We start from the raw sequence: 16,357 nt of genomic DNA on the forward strand, positions 1-16,357 counted from the left end.
TGCCGGCCATTGTGCCGGCTTTTTTTTTGCCCGCCTGGCTGGAACGCCAATCCTTTCCTAAGCTTAAAGTCCATTCGCATGAAAAGGAGTACGGCATGAGCGCGATTTTTAACAGCGAGCCGATCCCTACGGATCCAGTCCCGATTCCTGAGCCCATTCCCCACCCGCAGCCCCAGCCTGATCAGCCGACCGATCCGGAATATCCGCCGATAATGGATCCACCGCCACACCGCAACATATAAAAAAAGGGCGTGCTGCCAGCAGCACGCCCTTAAAATTGCAAGGGGCTTATTTAATCTGAAGCACATCAAGACGTACGCTAAGATCCGGCACATCATCTTCATCAGCACGCCAGCCCACAGGCTGCAACGGCAGGGTTTCACGATCAAAGGCGAGATCGCCGCCATCAACGACGGCATCGCCATGCTTAATCCCTTTAAAATCGAACAGATTGATATCTGCCAGGTGCGACGGCACGACGTTTTGCATTGCGCTGAACATGGTTTCGATACGGCCAGGATAGCGCTTATCCCAGTCGCGCAGCATATCAGCCACGACCTGACGCTGCAGGTTTGGCTGAGAACCACAGAGGTTGCACGGGATAATCGGGAACTGACGCGCTTCTGAGAAACGAATGATATCTTTCTCGCGGCAGTAGGCCAGCGGACGGATCACGATCTGTTTGCCATCATCGCTCATCAGCTTTGGCGGCATACCTTTCAGTTTTCCGCCGTAGAACATGTTCAGGAACAGCGTCTGCAGGATGTCATCGCGATGGTGGCCCAGCGCAATTTTAGTACAACCCAGTTCAGTCGCAACGCGATAGAGAATGCCACGGCGCAGGCGCGAGCAGAGTGAGCAGGTGGTTTTGCCTTCCGGGACTTTCTCTTTGACGATAGAGTAGGTATCTTCTTCGATAATCCGGTACTCAACGCCCTGGGCTTCAAGATATTGCGGCAGGATGTGCTCGGGGAAGCCTGGCTGTTTCTGGTCGAGGTTAACGGCAATCAGGCTAAAATTGACCGGCGCACTTTTTTGCAGACTGCGCAAAATTTCCAGCATGGTGTAGCTGTCTTTACCGCCTGACAGGCAGACCATGATGCGGTCGCCTTCTTCAATCATATTAAAATCTGCAATGGCTTCGCCGACATTACGACGCAGTCGTTTCTGAAGTTTATTCAGATTGTACTGTTCTTTCTTGTCAACCGTTTGATTATCTTGCATTTTCACCTATCTCAAAAACCAGAAAGCGTAGCCGAAGGGCAAATTACTGTGCGCGCTCAGCCAGACACTTCACTGCGGTGTCACGAATATGCAGCGTATGGTACGGATTGTTGCCGCGAATGCCAGTACTGGAGTGAAGTAATCAGCGGATAATCGCTGCCGGAGGCGGCGAGTCGTGGGTGCGCGATGTCAGCGGGTGGGGACATTTTCCCACTGACAATCGATCTCATTACTGTACGTTGAGCAGAAGGGCAGTGATGCCTGATTAGCATCAGCCTGCAAATGTTTTTTTTTGCCGCACAGCCGGCGGTTATTAACATGACAGTGAGAAGTAACAGCGTTTTCATTCATGCTTCCGGATGCGGAAATAAAAACAGCATGCGCCGCTATTAATCAATCCCCTATAAACAGAGGTCCTGTTGGTACGCTTATGATTTTACACGAATCAAATTAAATATTTTTTCATAAATCCATTAGCGATGAGTTTGTGAACCGTGATTGATTTTCAGATATCGCATGCTGATAAGTGCTGCCTGTTGAGTATGCGTTAATACTGCGCGTATATAATTACACTTCATCTTGCTGAAAAATAATGTATCGCATTAAAATCAAACCGTTTTGTGTCAGGCTTGCAGATGTTGATGTCGTCTTATTTAGCGCGAATATGTATCATTTACGTCATGATAATCAGTAAATTGTTAAGGAACAGGCGATAGATTGTGCGTATCAGGGAATTATTATAGTGTCTGCTTCGACAGCTTATTCGTTTCGCACATTTCGGCAATACAGGGTGCAGATGAAGCCGTTTAATGTCCGGCTATATATGTGAGTAAAATGAATCAAATATTAACGATTATGAGACTTTCGGTTAGCCGTCAAAAAATAAAAAAGTATGGCCTCAAATTTATTATGATGCTGTTACTCTTTTTACTCTGCTATGTTGCAGTCATGTATTGTGGCATTTTGCTGCTGGTAAACCGACACGGATTACTGCATTTCCTGCTGCACTGAATGTGCAATGGAATTGTACTGTCAGCCACAGGCTCTGAAAATCCAGCGATAGGCGTGATGTAAAAAATGCCTGAGTGCTTCAAATAAATCTTCTGCCCCCTCCTCAGCGAGACATTGCCCGGTCTCCAGCGCATTATTTACCGTATTACGATGATCCAGAATCACCATGATGGCGATAGCACCCGCAATCAGCGTAAAAATCAGCACGCTTATCGCTACCCGATTTTTAGGCGCTGTAGCGCATAAGGCATCTTCAGGAAGGTCAGATTTATGAGGCATTGGTTTCCGGATAAAATTATCACACTAATAAACAGTGACAGATTATGCCATCAATTCCCGGCGGTCTCTATGTTTCAGGTCAGGCTGCCAGCGATTCTGATTTTTACAGAAGAGAGTTGAATAGCCAGCAGAGGGCGGTGACTGCCCTCTGCTGGCGGCGGATGCCTGTCTGGCCGTGTCTGAAGAGAAGGGTATATAGAGGGGGAGTTACATCATCTCCAGTGACTGCACGCCCTTAATCTCCATGACCTTATCATAGAGGTGGGCATCGTTTGACTTGCGAGATAGCGTCACCTGAACGCTGAGTTCACACAGACCACTTTCCTCATCACGATTAACCACTGTCACGTTGCCGTAGCGAATGCCTTCGCGCTGCATAACCAGCAGTACCAGCGGCACACTTTTAGGCTTAAGGAAAACCAGCAGCGTATGATGTTTGCCGATTAAAAGATGGCTCAGGCGGCGGAACACCTCCAGCACCACCAGCGCCAGCACCGTGCCATAAATGCCAATCTCATACATGCCGCTGCCGATCACCAGACCAATCGCCGCCGTCACCCATAATCCCGCCGCCGTGGTTAAGCCTTTCACCACCTGCTTCTGAATCATAATGGTGCCCGCGCCCAGGAAGCCCATGCCGCTGACAACCTGGGCTGCAATACGGCTGGGGTCCAGTGCCACATGGTCGCTGGTGAGCATGTCGGCGAAACCATATTTTGACACCAGCATGAACATAGCACTGCCGATACCAACCAGAATATGGGTACGCAGTCCCGCTTCTTTGGCCCGCATCTGACGCTCCAGGCCAATCAGACCGCCGAGAATACCGGCCAGGGCGATGCGAATTAACATATCCATTAACATGGCTTAACTCCGAAATAATAGGGGCCGAAAAAGGGTGCCAGTTCAGCGATAACAGGTAAACAAGATAATTCTGCTTGCAAATGATGTCGGAGAATTTTGTAAAAAGCTGTTTCACCTCTCGACCCCTTGTGCTGCCTGACATATGCTGAGCCAGCCTATTACCCCCATTCCCGGAGTCCGACTGATGAAAGCAGCCCCCTTTTTGCTGGCTGGTGCCGCGTTATTACTCTCTGCCTGCAGCAGTAACAGTGATGATAACGAGCCACCGCAACAAGCCACCGCCGCCCATATCCAGCCACGTGTGGTGATGTCTTCCCTGGCAGAAAGTACCTGTTCGAATGCGGGTGGAACGCTGGCGTTTTCGCACCAGCTGGATGGAACGCGTGTGGGAATGTGTCAGTTAGTGAATGGTCGTCGCTGTGATGAGCAAGCGTTGATTGGCGGGAATTGCGCGCGCTGATAAACAGGCCGGATGGCTCCGGCCCGCACAGTCATCCTGAGATTAGTCAGGCAGTGAGTCGGTTCGGGCAGTCTTCACCCCGGTCGAGCTGGCTGAGATTATTCAGTGTCGTTTCAGAAATGGCGGTCAGCGCTTCGGCGGTTAAAAACGCCTGATGGCCAGTGAACAACACGTTATGGCACGCTGACAGACGGCGGAACACATCGTCCTGAATCACATCATTCGACTTATCTTCAAAGAACAGGTCTCGTTCATTTTCATAAACATCCATGCCGAGTGCGCCAATCTTCTGCTGTTTTAGCGCGTCAATCGCAGCCTGGGAATCGATTAAACTACCGCGACTGGTGTTGATGATCATGACCCCATCGCGCATCTGTTTAAACGCATCGGCGTTGAGCAGATGATGATTCTCCGGTGTCAGCGGGCAGTGCAGCGTAATAACGTGGGATTCCGCAAACAGCGTCTTCAGATCGACATATTCCGCACCGAGTTCCAGCGCCTGCTCACTTGGGTAGGGATCAAATGCCAACAGCCGCATACCAAAACCTTTCAGAATGCGCATCGTCGCAATCCCGATTTTACCGGTGCCGATAACGCCAGCGGTCTTGTTATGCATGTTGAAGCCGGTCAGCCCATCAAGCGAAAAGTTTGCGTCACGGGTGCGCTGATAAGCACGATGAATACGGCGGTTCAGGGTCATCATCAGGCCGATCGTATGTTCAGCGACCGCTTCCGGTGAGTAAGCCGGCACCCGCACCACCTCCAGCCCCAGCTCTTTCGCCGCGGTCAGATCAACATTATTGAAGCCGGCACAGCGTAGCGCGATAGTTTTCACACCCAGCCCGGCCAGCTCCTCCAGTACCGGACGGCTGCCATCATCGTTTACAAAGATGCAGACGGCATCGCATCCCACAGCGGTTTTGGCCGTACTTTCAGAGAGTAAAAAGTCAAAAAAAACCAGTTCAAAGCCGAACTGCTGATTAACCTGCTCAAGGTATTTCTGATCGTAATGTTTGGTGCTGTATACCGCGATCTTCATCGTTATGCTCCTGCAGAGTGATATTTCAAGGATAACGTTTTCTGACTGACTTTGCTGAAACAGCTGACCTGCACCTGGCGCAGTCCTTCACCTCAGGCAGATTACATGCCATCATCGGCGTCAGGATAGGGTAAGGGAAAGGATTATGGCTTTTATGCCACGGATTTTTCGGCGACGGCTGGCGGCCATTCTGGCGCTGATTCTGCTGCTGCTCGGCCTGATGTTGACAGTGACACAATGGCTGCCAAGGCTGGTCGGCATCTGGCTGCCTGATACGACCCGCATTGAGCTGACCGGTGCACCGCGCTGGCGTGAGGGCGGCCTGTGGTTGCCCCGGATTCGTTATCTCGCAGGCGATTGCTCGCTGGCAACCGTAGAGGCGGTATCACTGGGCTGGCATCAGTCCCGGTGGAAACTCAATGCGGAAGAGCTGACGCTGGACAGCACCTGTCTGCAAAAATTACCTGTTGGTGACGGCAGCACGACAGCGCCCAAAACCCTGGCCGAATGGCAGGCCATGTTGCCGGGCGCTGACGTTCATCTGGGCAAGCTGATCGTCGCGCCGTGGCAGACCTATGCGGGCGCGCTGGATCTGACGCTGGAAAAAGATCGCCAGCAACTCAATTACCAGGGCGATAATCTGCAACTGGCGGCTACGCTGACCGGTCAGCAACTCGCGATCAGCCGCCTGACGCTCACTCATCCCGCACTACCTGAACCCATCACGCTGAGTGGTCATCTTGAGTTACCCACCTTCGCCACGGATCTGCCGGTGAATGGCGAGGTAGCCGGAAAGCTGGCACTCAATGCATTGCCGCATCCGCTGCAACTGAGCCTTAACTGGCAGCATCAGCAGGGCGAGCTGCGCGTGGCAATGGCGGAAGAGAACCGGCCGCTTCTCAGACTGCCCTGGCAGATTAGCCGCGATCAGATTCGGATTGAAAAGGGCGAATACGTCTGGCCACTGGCGGCCCAGCCGCTGTCAGGGTTTGTTAACCTGACGCTGGATAACTGGCAGTCGGGCCTGGAGGGCAGTCAGATCACCGGTCGCATCAACCTGCTGACTCAGGGGCGCGGCGGCAAGGGCAACGTGGTCCTGGGCCTCGGTCCCGGCAACCTGAGCCTCACCAACAGCAATCTGCCATTTCAGCTGACCGGCGAAAGCAAGCTGGCTGATCTGCAACTCTATGGTTCCATCCCAGGCGTACTCAGCGGCTCGCTGCTCGATCCTCAGTTAGTACTGCAACCCAAATCGCTGCTGCGTCTGCGGGGTCAACTGCTGTCAACGCTGGAGGTCGATGAGGCGCGCTGGCCGCTGGCGGGTGTGCGACTCTCCTCGCAGGGTATTGATGGCCGCCTGCAGGCTATTCTCAACGCGCACGATGCCAGCTTTGGCCGCTTCCGGCTTCATCTTGATGGTCGCGCCACGGATTTCTGGCCCGATAAGGGCGAATGGAACTGGCGCTACTGGGGAGGTGGCGAGATGTTGCCGCTGCAGGCGCGCTGGGATGTTAAAGGCACTGGCGGCTGGCACGACACAATGATCCATCTGGATACGCTCTCCACCGGATTTAATCAGCTGGCCTATGGCAGCGTTAACGTCGCAAACCCGCGTCTGACGCTGACTGAACCCGTAAAATGGCAGCGTGATGCGGCGCAACCTTCCTTCAAGGGCCATTTCAGACTGCAGGCGGGGCCGACCCGCTTCAGCTATGGCGGCCGTCTGGCTGACTCCACGCTGGACTTCGAGGCGAAAGGCCGCGATCCCGGCTATTTTCTCTGGCGTGGCGAATTAAAAGCGGGCAAGGTTGGCCCGCTGCGGGTGAACGGCCGCTGGGACGGCGAACGGTTACGCGGCCAGGCGTGGTGGCCGGCACAGTCGCTGACCGTGTTTCAGCCGCTGCTCAGCCCCGACATGAAAATGCAGATTCAGGGCGGCAGTTTGCAGGCACAGGTCGCTTTCTCCGCCGCCAGTGAGCAGGGCTTCCAGGCCGGAGGCCACTGGACGGTTAAACAGGGCAGCGTCTGGACGCCGGACAGTCAGGTGAACGGTATCGACTTCTCACTGCCGTTCAGGTTCCATGAGCAGCAATGGCAGTTTGGTCAGCATGGCCCGGTGTCACTGCGCATTGCCGAGGTGAAGAACCAGTTTGCGATGCAGAATATTCGTGCCGATCTGCAGGGTAACTGGCCGTGGTCTGAAGAGACACCGCTGACATTACAGGATGTCAGCCTTGATGTGCTGGGCGGGCAAATCACGCTGCCATCTCTGCGTATGCCGCAGCATGAACCTGCCAGGGTGTCGCTGCGTAATATCAGCCTTAGCGAGCTGGTGACGGCGCTGAAGCCTAATCAGTTTGCCATGTCAGGCAAGGTTAACGGCGAGCTGCCGCTGTGGCTCAATAACCCGCGCTGGCTGGTGGAGAAAGGGTGGATTGCCAACAGCGGTCCGCTGACTTTCCGGCTGGATAAAGATATGGCAGATGCGATTACCCGCAACAACGTAGCGACCGGCGCCGCACTGGACTGGTTACGCTATATGGAAGTCTCCCGCACCTGGGCGACAATCAATCTGAATAACCTCGGCGACCTCACCATGGCGGCGCAGGTACAGGGCGTCAGCCAGTTCAGTAACCGTCGTCAGACGGTCAATCTCAACTATCGTCATCAGGAAAACCTGTTTCAGCTCTGGCGCAGCCTGCGCTTTGGCGATAATTTGCAATCCTGGTTAGAGCAACATGCGACTTTGCCATCGAACAAGGACACTTCACCATGAGCCTGAGGCCACTACTGGTTCTGGCAGCCGGACTGCTGAGCATCGGCTGCGTGCCGCGCATTGAAGTCACGGCACCCAAAGACCCCATCACCATCAACATGAACGTGAAAATCGAGCATGAGATTCACATCAAAGTTGATAAAGACGTGGAGGCGTTACTGAAAAACCAGAGCGGACTGTTCTGAGGAGATCCACGATGAAACGCATAAGCGCGGCGCTGTTACTCGCCCTGACGATGACGCAACCTGCCTGGGCACTGACGCTGGATGAGGCAAGGCAATCAGGCCGTGCAGGTGAAACGCTCTCCGGCTATCTGGCGGCACGTTCGCAGGACAGTGAAACGCTGGCGCTGGTGCAGCGGATTAATGCCGGGCGTCAGCTGGAGTATCAGCGGCTGGCAGAGCAAAATAATCTCTCCACGACCGATGTCGCCAGTATTGCCGGACAGAAGCTGGTGAGCCGTGCGGCTGCAGGGGAGTATGTGCGCGGCATTAATGGTCAATGGCTGAGAAAAGAAGCAGACAGCAGTCAGTAACCGGCGAAAAAAAACCGGGCGCGAGGCCCGGTTTTTTTACAGTGTCATCCTGAGATGGCTCAGACTATGCGGTCACGATCTGCTTAATAGCGTCTTTCGCTTCAGCCGTCGCTTTGCTGGCCACTTCCGGACCGTAAGCGATGCCTTCAGCAAACACGAACTCAACATCAGTGATGCCGATGAAGCCCAGGAACAGCTTAACGTATGGGGTCAGCAGGTCGGTTGGGGTGTCTTTATGAATGCCGCCACGGCTTGAGATAACGACCGCAGTTTTGCCTTTAACCAGACCTTCCGGGCCTGCTTCGGTGTAGCGGAACGTCACGCCAGCACGGGCAATCAGGTCGAAATAGTTTTTCAGTTGCGTAGGAATGTTGAAGTTGTACATTGGCGCGGCAATCACCACTTCATCATGAGCCTGAAGTTCTGCAATCAGTTCATCGGACAGGTCCAGTGCTTCCTGCTGACGCGGTGACAGTGGCGTATCGGAAGGGCGCATTGCCCCCACTAACTCGCCATCCAGAACCGGAATCGGGTTAGCAGCCAGATCACGTACAGTCACTTCTTTACCCTGTGCCTTTGCCTGTTCAACGTAGAAGTCAGCGAGCTGGCTTGATTGTGAGTAGCCTGCGAGGATGCTTGATTTCAGAACTAAAACTTTGGTCATGGTGGTTTCCTGTCTGTAACGCGGAAGAGTTTCCGCTCAATGGTTTACACTCTACGGTTATCGATGGCGCGGTGAAAGCGCAATATTTCGAGACCCATGTTCGAATTTATTGAATAAGCGCAGCCGGGGCCAGCCGCCTGAACGGTTCAGAATGTGCTAAGATACGCGCAATTATTTTATTAGATCAGCTGGTTATCCCGGCTTGCAGGGCGCTGCTTCAGGCAGCGACACCGTCTGAGTAAGGTACGTCACAATTATGTCATCTCCCGATACTTCCCCACTGGCAGCGCTCTGGTCACGGCTCGACGGTTTAATGCTGCGCGATCGCCAGCGGCTACAGCGCCGTTTACAGGGTGCCAGAAAAGCCAAAAATCCTGAGGCTCAGCAGGGCATCGCCAGCGAGCTTGAGCAGGAATTTATCACCGCTGAACAGCGCGTGGCCCAGCGCCGCGCGGCGACGCCAGCGATTTCCTTCCCGGATAATTTGCCGGTCAGTCAGAAGCAGCAGGATATTGCTGAGGCGATTCGCAACCATCAGGTGGTGATTGTTGCCGGTGAAACCGGTTCGGGTAAAACCACCCAGCTGCCGAAAATCTGTCTGGCGCTGGGACGCGGTATCACCGGTCTGATTGGCCATACCCAGCCGCGCCGTCTGGCCGCCCGGACCGTGGCAAACCGCATTGCCGATGAGCTCAGCACCTCACTGGGCGGCTGTGTCGGCTATAAAGTGCGGTTCAACGACCAGGTCAGCGATCTGACGCAGATTAAACTGATGACGGACGGGATTCTGCTGGCGGAAATCCAGCAGGATCGCCTGCTGATGCAATATGACACCATCATCATTGATGAGGCACACGAACGCAGCCTGAATATCGACTTCCTGCTCGGTTATCTGCGTGAGCTGTTGCCGCGCCGCCCCGATCTGAAAGTCATCATCACCTCTGCGACCATCGATCCACAGCGATTCTCCCGTCATTTCAATAATGCGCCGGTGATTGAAGTTTCTGGCCGGACTTATCCGGTTGAAGTGCGCTACCGCCCGGTGGTCGAAGACGCGGAGGATGGCGATCGTGATCAGCTGCAGGCGATTTTTGATGCGGTGGATGAACTGGGGCGGGAAAGCCGTGGCGACATCCTGATCTTTATGAGCGGCGAGCGCGAAATCCGTGATACAGCAGATGCGCTGAACAAACGCGATCTGCCGCACACCGAAGTGCTGCCGCTCTATGCGCGACTGTCGAATGCGGAACAGAACCGGGTATTTCAGTCGCACAGTGGCCGTCGCATTGTGCTGGCGACCAACGTTGCGGAAACCTCGCTGACGGTGCCTGGCATCAAATATGTGATCGACCCCGGTACGGCTCGTATCAGTCGCTACAGTTTCCGTACCAAAGTGCAGCGACTGCCGATTGAACCGATATCACAGGCCTCTGCCAACCAGCGTAAAGGGCGTTGCGGCCGTGTTTCGGACGGTATCTGTATTCGTCTGTATGCAGAAGATGACTTTCTGGGTCGTCCGGCCTTTACCGATCCTGAAATCCTGCGCACCAACCTGGCGTCGGTGATCCTGCAGATGACCTCGCTGGGACTCGGTGATATCGCCGCCTTCCCGTTTGTGGAAGCGCCTGATAAGCGCAATATCCAGGATGGCGTTCGCCTGCTGGAAGAGCTGGGCGCGCTGACCCTGAATGAAGAAAACGGTCACTACAAACTCACCGGCTCCGGGCGTCAGCTGGCACAGCTGCCCGTGGATCCTCGCCTGGCGCGGATGGTGCTGGAAGCGCAGAAGTTTGGCTGCGTGCGTGAAGTGATGATCATCACCGCTGGCCTGTCGATTCAGGACCCGCGTGAGCGTCCGGCTGATAAAAAGCAGGCGTCTGATGAAAAGCACCGGCGCTTTGCCGACAAAGATTCCGACTTCCTCGCCTATGTGAATCTCTGGAACTACCTGGCGGAGCAACAGAAAGCGCTGTCCGGCAATGTTTTCCGTCGTCAGTGCAAAACCGATTTCCTTAACTATCTGCGCGTGCGGGAATGGCAGGATATCTATACCCAGCTGCGGCAGGTGGTGCGTGAACTGGGTATTCCTGTGAACAGTGAACCGGCTGAGCTGCAGCCCGTTCACTGCGCGCTGTTAAGCGGTCTGCTGTCGCATATCGGCCAGAAAGATAGCGATAAACAGGAGTATACCGGCGCACGCAATACCCGCTTCTCTATCTTCCCTGGCTCCGGACTGTTTAAGAAGCCGCCGAAGTGGACGATGGTGGCAGAACTGGTTGAGACCAGCCGCCTGTGGGGGCGCACCGCGGGCCGTATTGAGCCAGAGTGGATTGAGCCGCTGGCGCAGCATCTGATTAAGCGCAGCTACAGTGAACCGCACTGGGAGAAATCGCAGGGCGCGGTGATGGCCGCCGAAAAAGTCACCCTCTATGGCCTGCCGATAGTCGCGGCCCGCAAGGTGAACTATGGCAGCATCGATCCCACGCTGAGCCGTGAGCTGTTTATCCGCCACGCGCTGGTGGAGGGCGACTGGCAGACCCGCCATGCCTTCTTCCGGGCTAACCAGAAGCTGCGCAGTGAAGTGGAAGATCTGGAACACAAATCCCGTCGCCGCGACATCCTGGTGGATGACGAAACGCTGTTTGCTTTTTATGACCAGCGCATTGGCAAAGAGGTAGTGTCGGCGAAGCATTTCGATAGCTGGTGGAAGCAGGCCAGCCGTGAAAACGCCGAGCTGCTGAACTTCGACAAGCAGATGCTGATCAAAGAGGGCGCGGATAAAGTCAGCCAGCTCGATTACCCCAACTTCTGGCATCAGGGCAACCTCAAGCTGAAGCTGAGCTATCAGTTCGAGCCAGGTGCAGATGCGGATGGCGTCACAGTGCATATTCCGCTGCCGCTGCTGAATCAGATTGATGACAGCGGCTTTGAATGGCAGATCCCCGGCGTACGTCGTGAACTAATCATCGCGCTGATTAAGTCGCTGCCCAAGCCGCTGCGCCGTAACCTGGTGCCAGCCCCTAATTACGCCGAGGCGTTTTTAGGCAGGGTGAAAGCGATGGAGATGCCGCTGCTTGACGCGCTGTCGCGGGAGTTCCGCCGCATGACCGGCGTTACCCTGGAGCGGGAAAACTGGCAGTGGGAACAGGTGCCCGATCATCTGAAAATGACATTCCGTGTGGTGGACGAGCACAATCGCAAGCTGCTGGAAGGTAAAGACCTCACTGCGCTCAAGGCTCAGCTAAAAGATAAAGTGCAGGAAACGCTATCGAAAGTGGCGGATGACGGGCTGGAGCAGAGCGGACTGCACATCTGGAGCTTTGGCGATCTGCCGCGCAGCTATGAACAGAAGCGCGGCAGCTATCAGGTCAAAGCCTGGCCTGCACTGGTCGATGAGAATGAGAGCGTCGCCATTCGCCTGTTTGACAGCGAGCAGGAGCAGCAAAAAATGATGTGGCGCGGCCAGCGTCGCCTGTTGCTGCTGAATGTGCCGTCGCCGGTTAAGTATCTGCATGAGAAGCTGCCGAACAAAGCCAAGCTCGGACTCTACTTTAACCCCTATGGCAAAGTGCTGGAGCTGATCGACGACTGCATCGCCTGTGGCATCGATAAGCTGATAGGGGAAGCAGGTGGTCCGGCCTGGGACCAGGGCGCGTTTGAGCAGTTGCGTGACAAAGTACGTGGTGAACTCAATGAGACCGTAGTGACGATCGCACAGCAGGTTGAGCAGATCCTCACCGCAGTCTTCAACATCAATAAGCGTCTTAAGGGCCGGGTCGATATGACCCTGGCGCTGGCGTTATCTGACATCAAGGCGCAGGTAAATGGTCTGGTCTATCGCGGTTTTGTCACCGGCAACGGCTGGCAGCGGCTGGCCGATACGCTGCGTTATCTGCAGGGCATTGAGCGGCGACTGGAAAAACTGCCTGCCGATCCGCACAGCGATCGTGCCCGGATGTTAAAAGTGCAAGCCGTGGAACAGGCGTATCAGGCGTGGCGCAATAAGCTGCCGCCGCAGCGTCAGGATGATGAAGAGGTGCAGAGTATTCGCTGGATGATTGAAGAGCTGCGCATCAGCTACTTTGCTCAGCAGTTGGGTACGCCGTATCCCATCTCAGAAAAGCGTATTCTGCAGACGATGGAACAGATAGCGGGTTAAGAAGCCAGGGTGCGCGTCGTAACAGGCGCGCACCCAATTGGCAGAGAGTCAGTGCGGTTACTGCGCGAGGGATTCCAGTTTGTCTTTAAACGAGGTGACTGAAATCGCACGGTTGTCAGCCAGGTAACGATCCTTCGCTGCCGGCGCTGAGCTTTGTACCGCGATTAACTGCCAGCCTTTATCGCTTTTGAGCAGCAGCGGTGAACCACTGTCACCCGGCAGAGTGTCACACTGGTGCGACAGCACGGCGCGCTGCGCCCAGCCGGTAATCAGGCAATCGCTGTGAGAATAGAGCGTATCGAGATGATCGGCCGGATAGCCCGCCTGCGTCACTTTACGTCCGGTCAGCTTAAGAGCGGCAGTGAGATCGCTGCGTGAGCCATCAAACAGCGGAATAGGCGTAATCGCTGACGGCGGATTGCGTAAAATCACGATGCCATAATCATAGGGTGCTGCACTGCTCGGCACGATCCAGCCTTCACCATCCGCTTTTAGTTTTGACGCCAGCGAAGGTTCAACCCGCGCATCAATATCATGAAGCTCGTAGCGCCAGCCTTTATCGCTGGCCATAAATCGCAGCGCAACCGGCTTATCGAAATTTCCCGGCGGGGAGAGCAGACAGTGTCCGGCCGTCAGCGCCAGATGCGGAGAGATGAGCGTGGCAGTACAGAGGTTGCCGCTTTCGGTTTCCAGCTGACCAATGGCATCCCAGGGGGCCGCGGTAATATCGGTAATGGCCTGGCGATGATCTTTGCCGAAAAACAGCATCTTAATTTCAGCAGGAGTGGGTGAGTCGTCGTCATCATCGGCATGAACCGTGGTGACAAAACTGAAGAGTCCAACCATTAACAGGGTAGCCAGGCGCATAGAAATCTCAATGGCGAGAAAAGTTAACGTTATTGTTATTACGTAAGTACGGTAACTATAGTCGGTGAGCGTTGAAAAAGGGAGTTTTATTGGTTAATCAGTACGCTACAGCTTCTAAATAAAAAAGCTGGCTGCAACAATGCCACACAGGATCATAACAAGCAGAATAATTTCGAAGCGATAGCGACGCACTATTTCATCCACTCTCGTCATTTCATCCACTCCAGTAAAGAAACACCCGGCAGAACCGGGTGTTTTAAATCATCATGTGGCCGTGCGCTGAAGGCGACCTTAGTTTTTAGCTGCTGGTTTCACAACTTTTTTGTGGTGAACTTTTTTAGCAGCCTGAGCTTTCTGAGCGGCTGGTTTAGTTACTTTTTTGTGGTGAACTTTTTTAGCAGCCTGGGCTTTCTGAGCGGCTGGTTTAGTTACTTTTTTGTGGTGAACTTTTTTAGCAGCCTGGGCTTTCTGAGCGGCTGGTTTAGTTGCTTTTTTGTGGTGAACTTTTTTAGCGGCCTGTGCTTTCTGATCAGCAGGTTTTACCGCTTTCTTGTGGTGAACTTTTTTAGCAGCCTGCGCTTTCTGCGCTGCATCTTTTTTCACTGCTTTTTTGTGGTGAACTTTCTTAGCAGCCTGGGCTTTCTGAGCAGCTTTATGGTGTTTCTTGTGCGCAGTTTTGTGAACAGTTTTAGCCGGTGCTGCAGCGGTAGTGGTAGTTGTTGCGGCTGGCGCAGCAGCTGGAGCAGCTGTGGTGTCAGCAGCGAAAGCAACAGAAGACATACCCATAGCAGCGGCGACAACCAGTGCAAATAATTTTTTCATTGCAAATCCCTCGGAGACTATTTTTTCATGTGTAGCCCACTGCGGGGCCGGTGAAGAGACTATAGGGAAATCAATGAACGGTGTCCGTGGGTGTTTGGTATCGGCGTGTAACCGATTGTACAAAGGCGGGAAAGGGCGGTCAGATGACCGCCCGAAAGCTTAGCTATTCAGGTAGCGTTGTTCAAGATGCTGGCGGAAGAAAGCCGGATTCAGTGCTTCGCCAGTAGCGTTTGTCAGTAACTGGTCGGTGGAAAAACGGCTGCCGTGCTGCCAGATATTCTGTTGCAGCCAGTCGAATACCGGCTGCAGCTCACCATGCTGAATCAGCTCACTGAGCTGCGGAATGGCGTTCTGTACCGACCGGAACAGCTGCGCGGCGTACATGGCGCCCAGCGTATAGGTTGGGAAGTAGCCAAATGCACCATCAGTCCAGTGGATATCCTGCATACACCCATCGCGGTAATTACCGCGGGTATCCAGGCCCAGCGACTGCATCATCTTCTCATCCCACAGCGCAGGGATATCCTCAACCTCGATCTCGCCTTCGATCAACGCCTGCTCGATTTCGTAGCGCAGAATGACATGCGCCGGATAGCTGAGCTCATCGGCATCAACCCGGATCAGGCCGGGTTTCACCTGCTGGGCCAGGCGCACGAAATTATCCGGCTGCAGGGCGGGCTGATCGCCAAAGGTGGCGATCACCTGCGGCATAATACGCTGGAGGAATTCGCGGCTGCGACCCAGCTGCATTTCCATAAACAGACTTTGTGATTCGTGGATAGCTGTAGAGCGCGCCAGCGCTACCGGCTGACCGCGCCACTGCTGCGGCAGATTCTGCTCATAGCGGGCGTGACCGGTTTCGTGAATCACGCCCATCATGGCGCTGAGAAACTCATTCTCGTTGTAACGGGTGGTAATACGCACATCTTCCGGCACGCCGCCGCAGAAGGGATGCGCACTGATGTCGAGGCGGCCGTGGTTAAAGTCGAAACCCAGGGTTTCCATGATGCTGAGACCGAGCTGACGCTGTGCAGGCACGGCGAACGGACCCTGAGGCGTAATACAGGGCTGTTGCGCCTGTTTTTCCACTACCTGCTGCAGTAAGTCAGGCAGCCAGGTTTTCAGTTCGCCAAAGGTCGCATCCAGCCGGGCGCGGGTCATCCCCGGCTCATAGAGATCCAGCAGCGCATCGTAACGGGAGCAGCCACTGGCGTCGGCGCGGCGCTGAGCCTCTTCACGGCTCAGACGCACCACCTCTTTGAGGTTGGCGGCGAAACCCTGCCAGTCATTGGCTGGACGCTGAGTGCGCCACGCATGTTCGCAGACCGAACCGGCGATCGATTTGGCTTCAACAAAATCATCTGGCAGCAGGCTGGCTTGCTGATATGCGCGCTGCATCTCGTTGAGATTGGCACGTTCGACATCGTTCAGCGACTGCTGTTCAGCGGCTTTAAGCCACTCGCCGACCTGAGGAGCGGTGAGGATCTGGTGCTGCAACACGCTCATTTCTGCCAGCGCTTCACCACGCGCCTGACTGCCGCCTGGCGGCATGGTGGTCTGCATATCACATCCTGCAATGGCTGTGACGTGACTGAAGCGGGAAAGGCGCTGGAAGGTTTTGGTAAGTTGTTGATACGCTGAGGTCACGCAGGACTCC

At 54.6% G+C, this 16,357-nt stretch carries 13 protein-coding genes; 5 read left to right on the forward strand and 8 right to left on the reverse strand.

What is annotated here, in order from left to right:
• Positions 1 to 288 precede the first annotated feature (288 nt).
• From ttcA to HZZ01_RS04525, 3 genes are all read right to left on the reverse strand, one after another.
• Positions 289 to 1,224: a tRNA 2-thiocytidine(32) synthetase TtcA gene (ttcA, locus tag HZZ01_RS04515; protein WP_179895673.1), complete on the reverse strand. Its 936-nt coding sequence runs from the start codon at positions 1,222 to 1,224 to the stop codon at positions 289 to 291.
• Positions 1,225 to 2,256: 1,032 nt separating this feature from the next.
• Entirely contained in the window at positions 2,257 to 2,514 is a 258-nt protein-coding gene (locus HZZ01_RS04520) for a hypothetical protein (RefSeq protein ID WP_179895674.1), read from the reverse strand.
• Positions 2,515 to 2,721: 207 nt separating this feature from the next.
• On the reverse strand, positions 2,722 to 3,378 hold the full coding sequence (locus tag HZZ01_RS04525; protein ID WP_179895675.1) for an MgtC/SapB family protein: 657 nt from the start codon (positions 3,376 to 3,378) through the stop codon (positions 2,722 to 2,724).
• A gap of 184 nt (positions 3,379 to 3,562) precedes the next feature.
• On the opposite strand from HZZ01_RS04525, the gene HZZ01_RS04530 reads away from it, so the two are divergent.
• Positions 3,563 to 3,838, forward strand: coding sequence for a DUF333 domain-containing protein (locus HZZ01_RS04530; RefSeq protein WP_179895676.1), 276 nt, complete (start codon positions 3,563 to 3,565; stop codon positions 3,836 to 3,838).
• Between the two features lie 46 nt (positions 3,839 to 3,884).
• Here HZZ01_RS04530 and HZZ01_RS04535 read toward each other — a convergent pair whose 3' ends face one another.
• Positions 3,885 to 4,877, reverse strand: a complete 993-nt coding sequence (locus tag HZZ01_RS04535) for a 2-hydroxyacid dehydrogenase (protein WP_179895677.1) — start codon at positions 4,875 to 4,877, stop codon at positions 3,885 to 3,887.
• Between the two features lie 145 nt (positions 4,878 to 5,022).
• On the opposite strand from HZZ01_RS04535, the gene HZZ01_RS04540 reads away from it, so the two are divergent.
• The 3 genes from HZZ01_RS04540 to HZZ01_RS04550 are packed head-to-tail and all read left to right on the forward strand — an operon-like array spanning position 5,023 to position 8,188.
• Positions 5,023 to 7,653, forward strand: coding sequence for a YdbH family protein (locus HZZ01_RS04540; protein ID WP_304622165.1), 2,631 nt, complete (start codon positions 5,023 to 5,025; stop codon positions 7,651 to 7,653).
• Positions 7,650 to 7,838 (forward strand): YnbE family lipoprotein, encoded by a 189-nt coding sequence (locus HZZ01_RS04545; protein WP_003853757.1) that lies wholly within the window; start codon positions 7,650 to 7,652, stop codon positions 7,836 to 7,838. Before HZZ01_RS04540 ends, HZZ01_RS04545 begins: the two co-directional genes overlap by 4 nt.
• 11 nt (positions 7,839 to 7,849) lie before the next feature.
• Entirely contained in the window at positions 7,850 to 8,188 is a 339-nt protein-coding gene (locus tag HZZ01_RS04550; RefSeq protein WP_179895679.1) for a YdbL family protein, read from the forward strand.
• 64 nt (positions 8,189 to 8,252) lie between these two features.
• On the opposite strand, the gene HZZ01_RS04555 is transcribed toward HZZ01_RS04550, so the two are convergent.
• The gene (locus HZZ01_RS04555; RefSeq protein WP_179895680.1) at positions 8,253 to 8,852 is read right to left on the reverse strand and encodes an FMN-dependent NADH-azoreductase; all 600 of its coding nucleotides are present in this window, start codon (positions 8,850 to 8,852) and stop codon (positions 8,253 to 8,255) included.
• A 256-nt stretch (positions 8,853 to 9,108) separates the two neighbouring features.
• On the opposite strand from HZZ01_RS04555, the gene hrpA reads away from it, so the two are divergent.
• Positions 9,109 to 13,011 (forward strand): ATP-dependent RNA helicase HrpA, encoded by a 3,903-nt coding sequence (gene hrpA, locus HZZ01_RS04560; RefSeq protein WP_179895681.1) that lies wholly within the window; start codon positions 9,109 to 9,111, stop codon positions 13,009 to 13,011.
• Positions 13,012 to 13,068: 57 nt separating this feature from the next.
• Here hrpA and HZZ01_RS04565 read toward each other — a convergent pair whose 3' ends face one another.
• The 3 genes from HZZ01_RS04565 to HZZ01_RS04575 all read right to left on the reverse strand — a co-directional run bounded on the left by HZZ01_RS04565 (position 13,069) and on the right by HZZ01_RS04575 (position 16,347).
• Entirely contained in the window at positions 13,069 to 13,878 is an 810-nt protein-coding gene (locus HZZ01_RS04565; protein ID WP_179895682.1) for a serine protease, read from the reverse strand.
• Between the two features lie 291 nt (positions 13,879 to 14,169).
• Positions 14,170 to 14,700: an acid resistance repetitive basic protein Asr gene (gene asr / locus HZZ01_RS04570; RefSeq protein ID WP_179895683.1), complete on the reverse strand. Its 531-nt coding sequence runs from the start codon at positions 14,698 to 14,700 to the stop codon at positions 14,170 to 14,172.
• A 159-nt stretch (positions 14,701 to 14,859) separates the two neighbouring features.
• Complete coding sequence (locus HZZ01_RS04575; protein ID WP_179895684.1) at positions 14,860 to 16,347, reverse strand: carboxypeptidase M32; 1,488 nt, start codon at positions 16,345 to 16,347, stop codon at positions 14,860 to 14,862.
• Positions 16,348 to 16,357 lie beyond the last annotated feature (10 nt).

Origin of the sequence: Pantoea sp. WMus005, from assembly GCF_013415305.1 — a bacterium.
In the GTDB taxonomy this organism is placed as follows: domain Bacteria; phylum Pseudomonadota; class Gammaproteobacteria; order Enterobacterales; family Enterobacteriaceae; genus Pantoea; species Pantoea rara.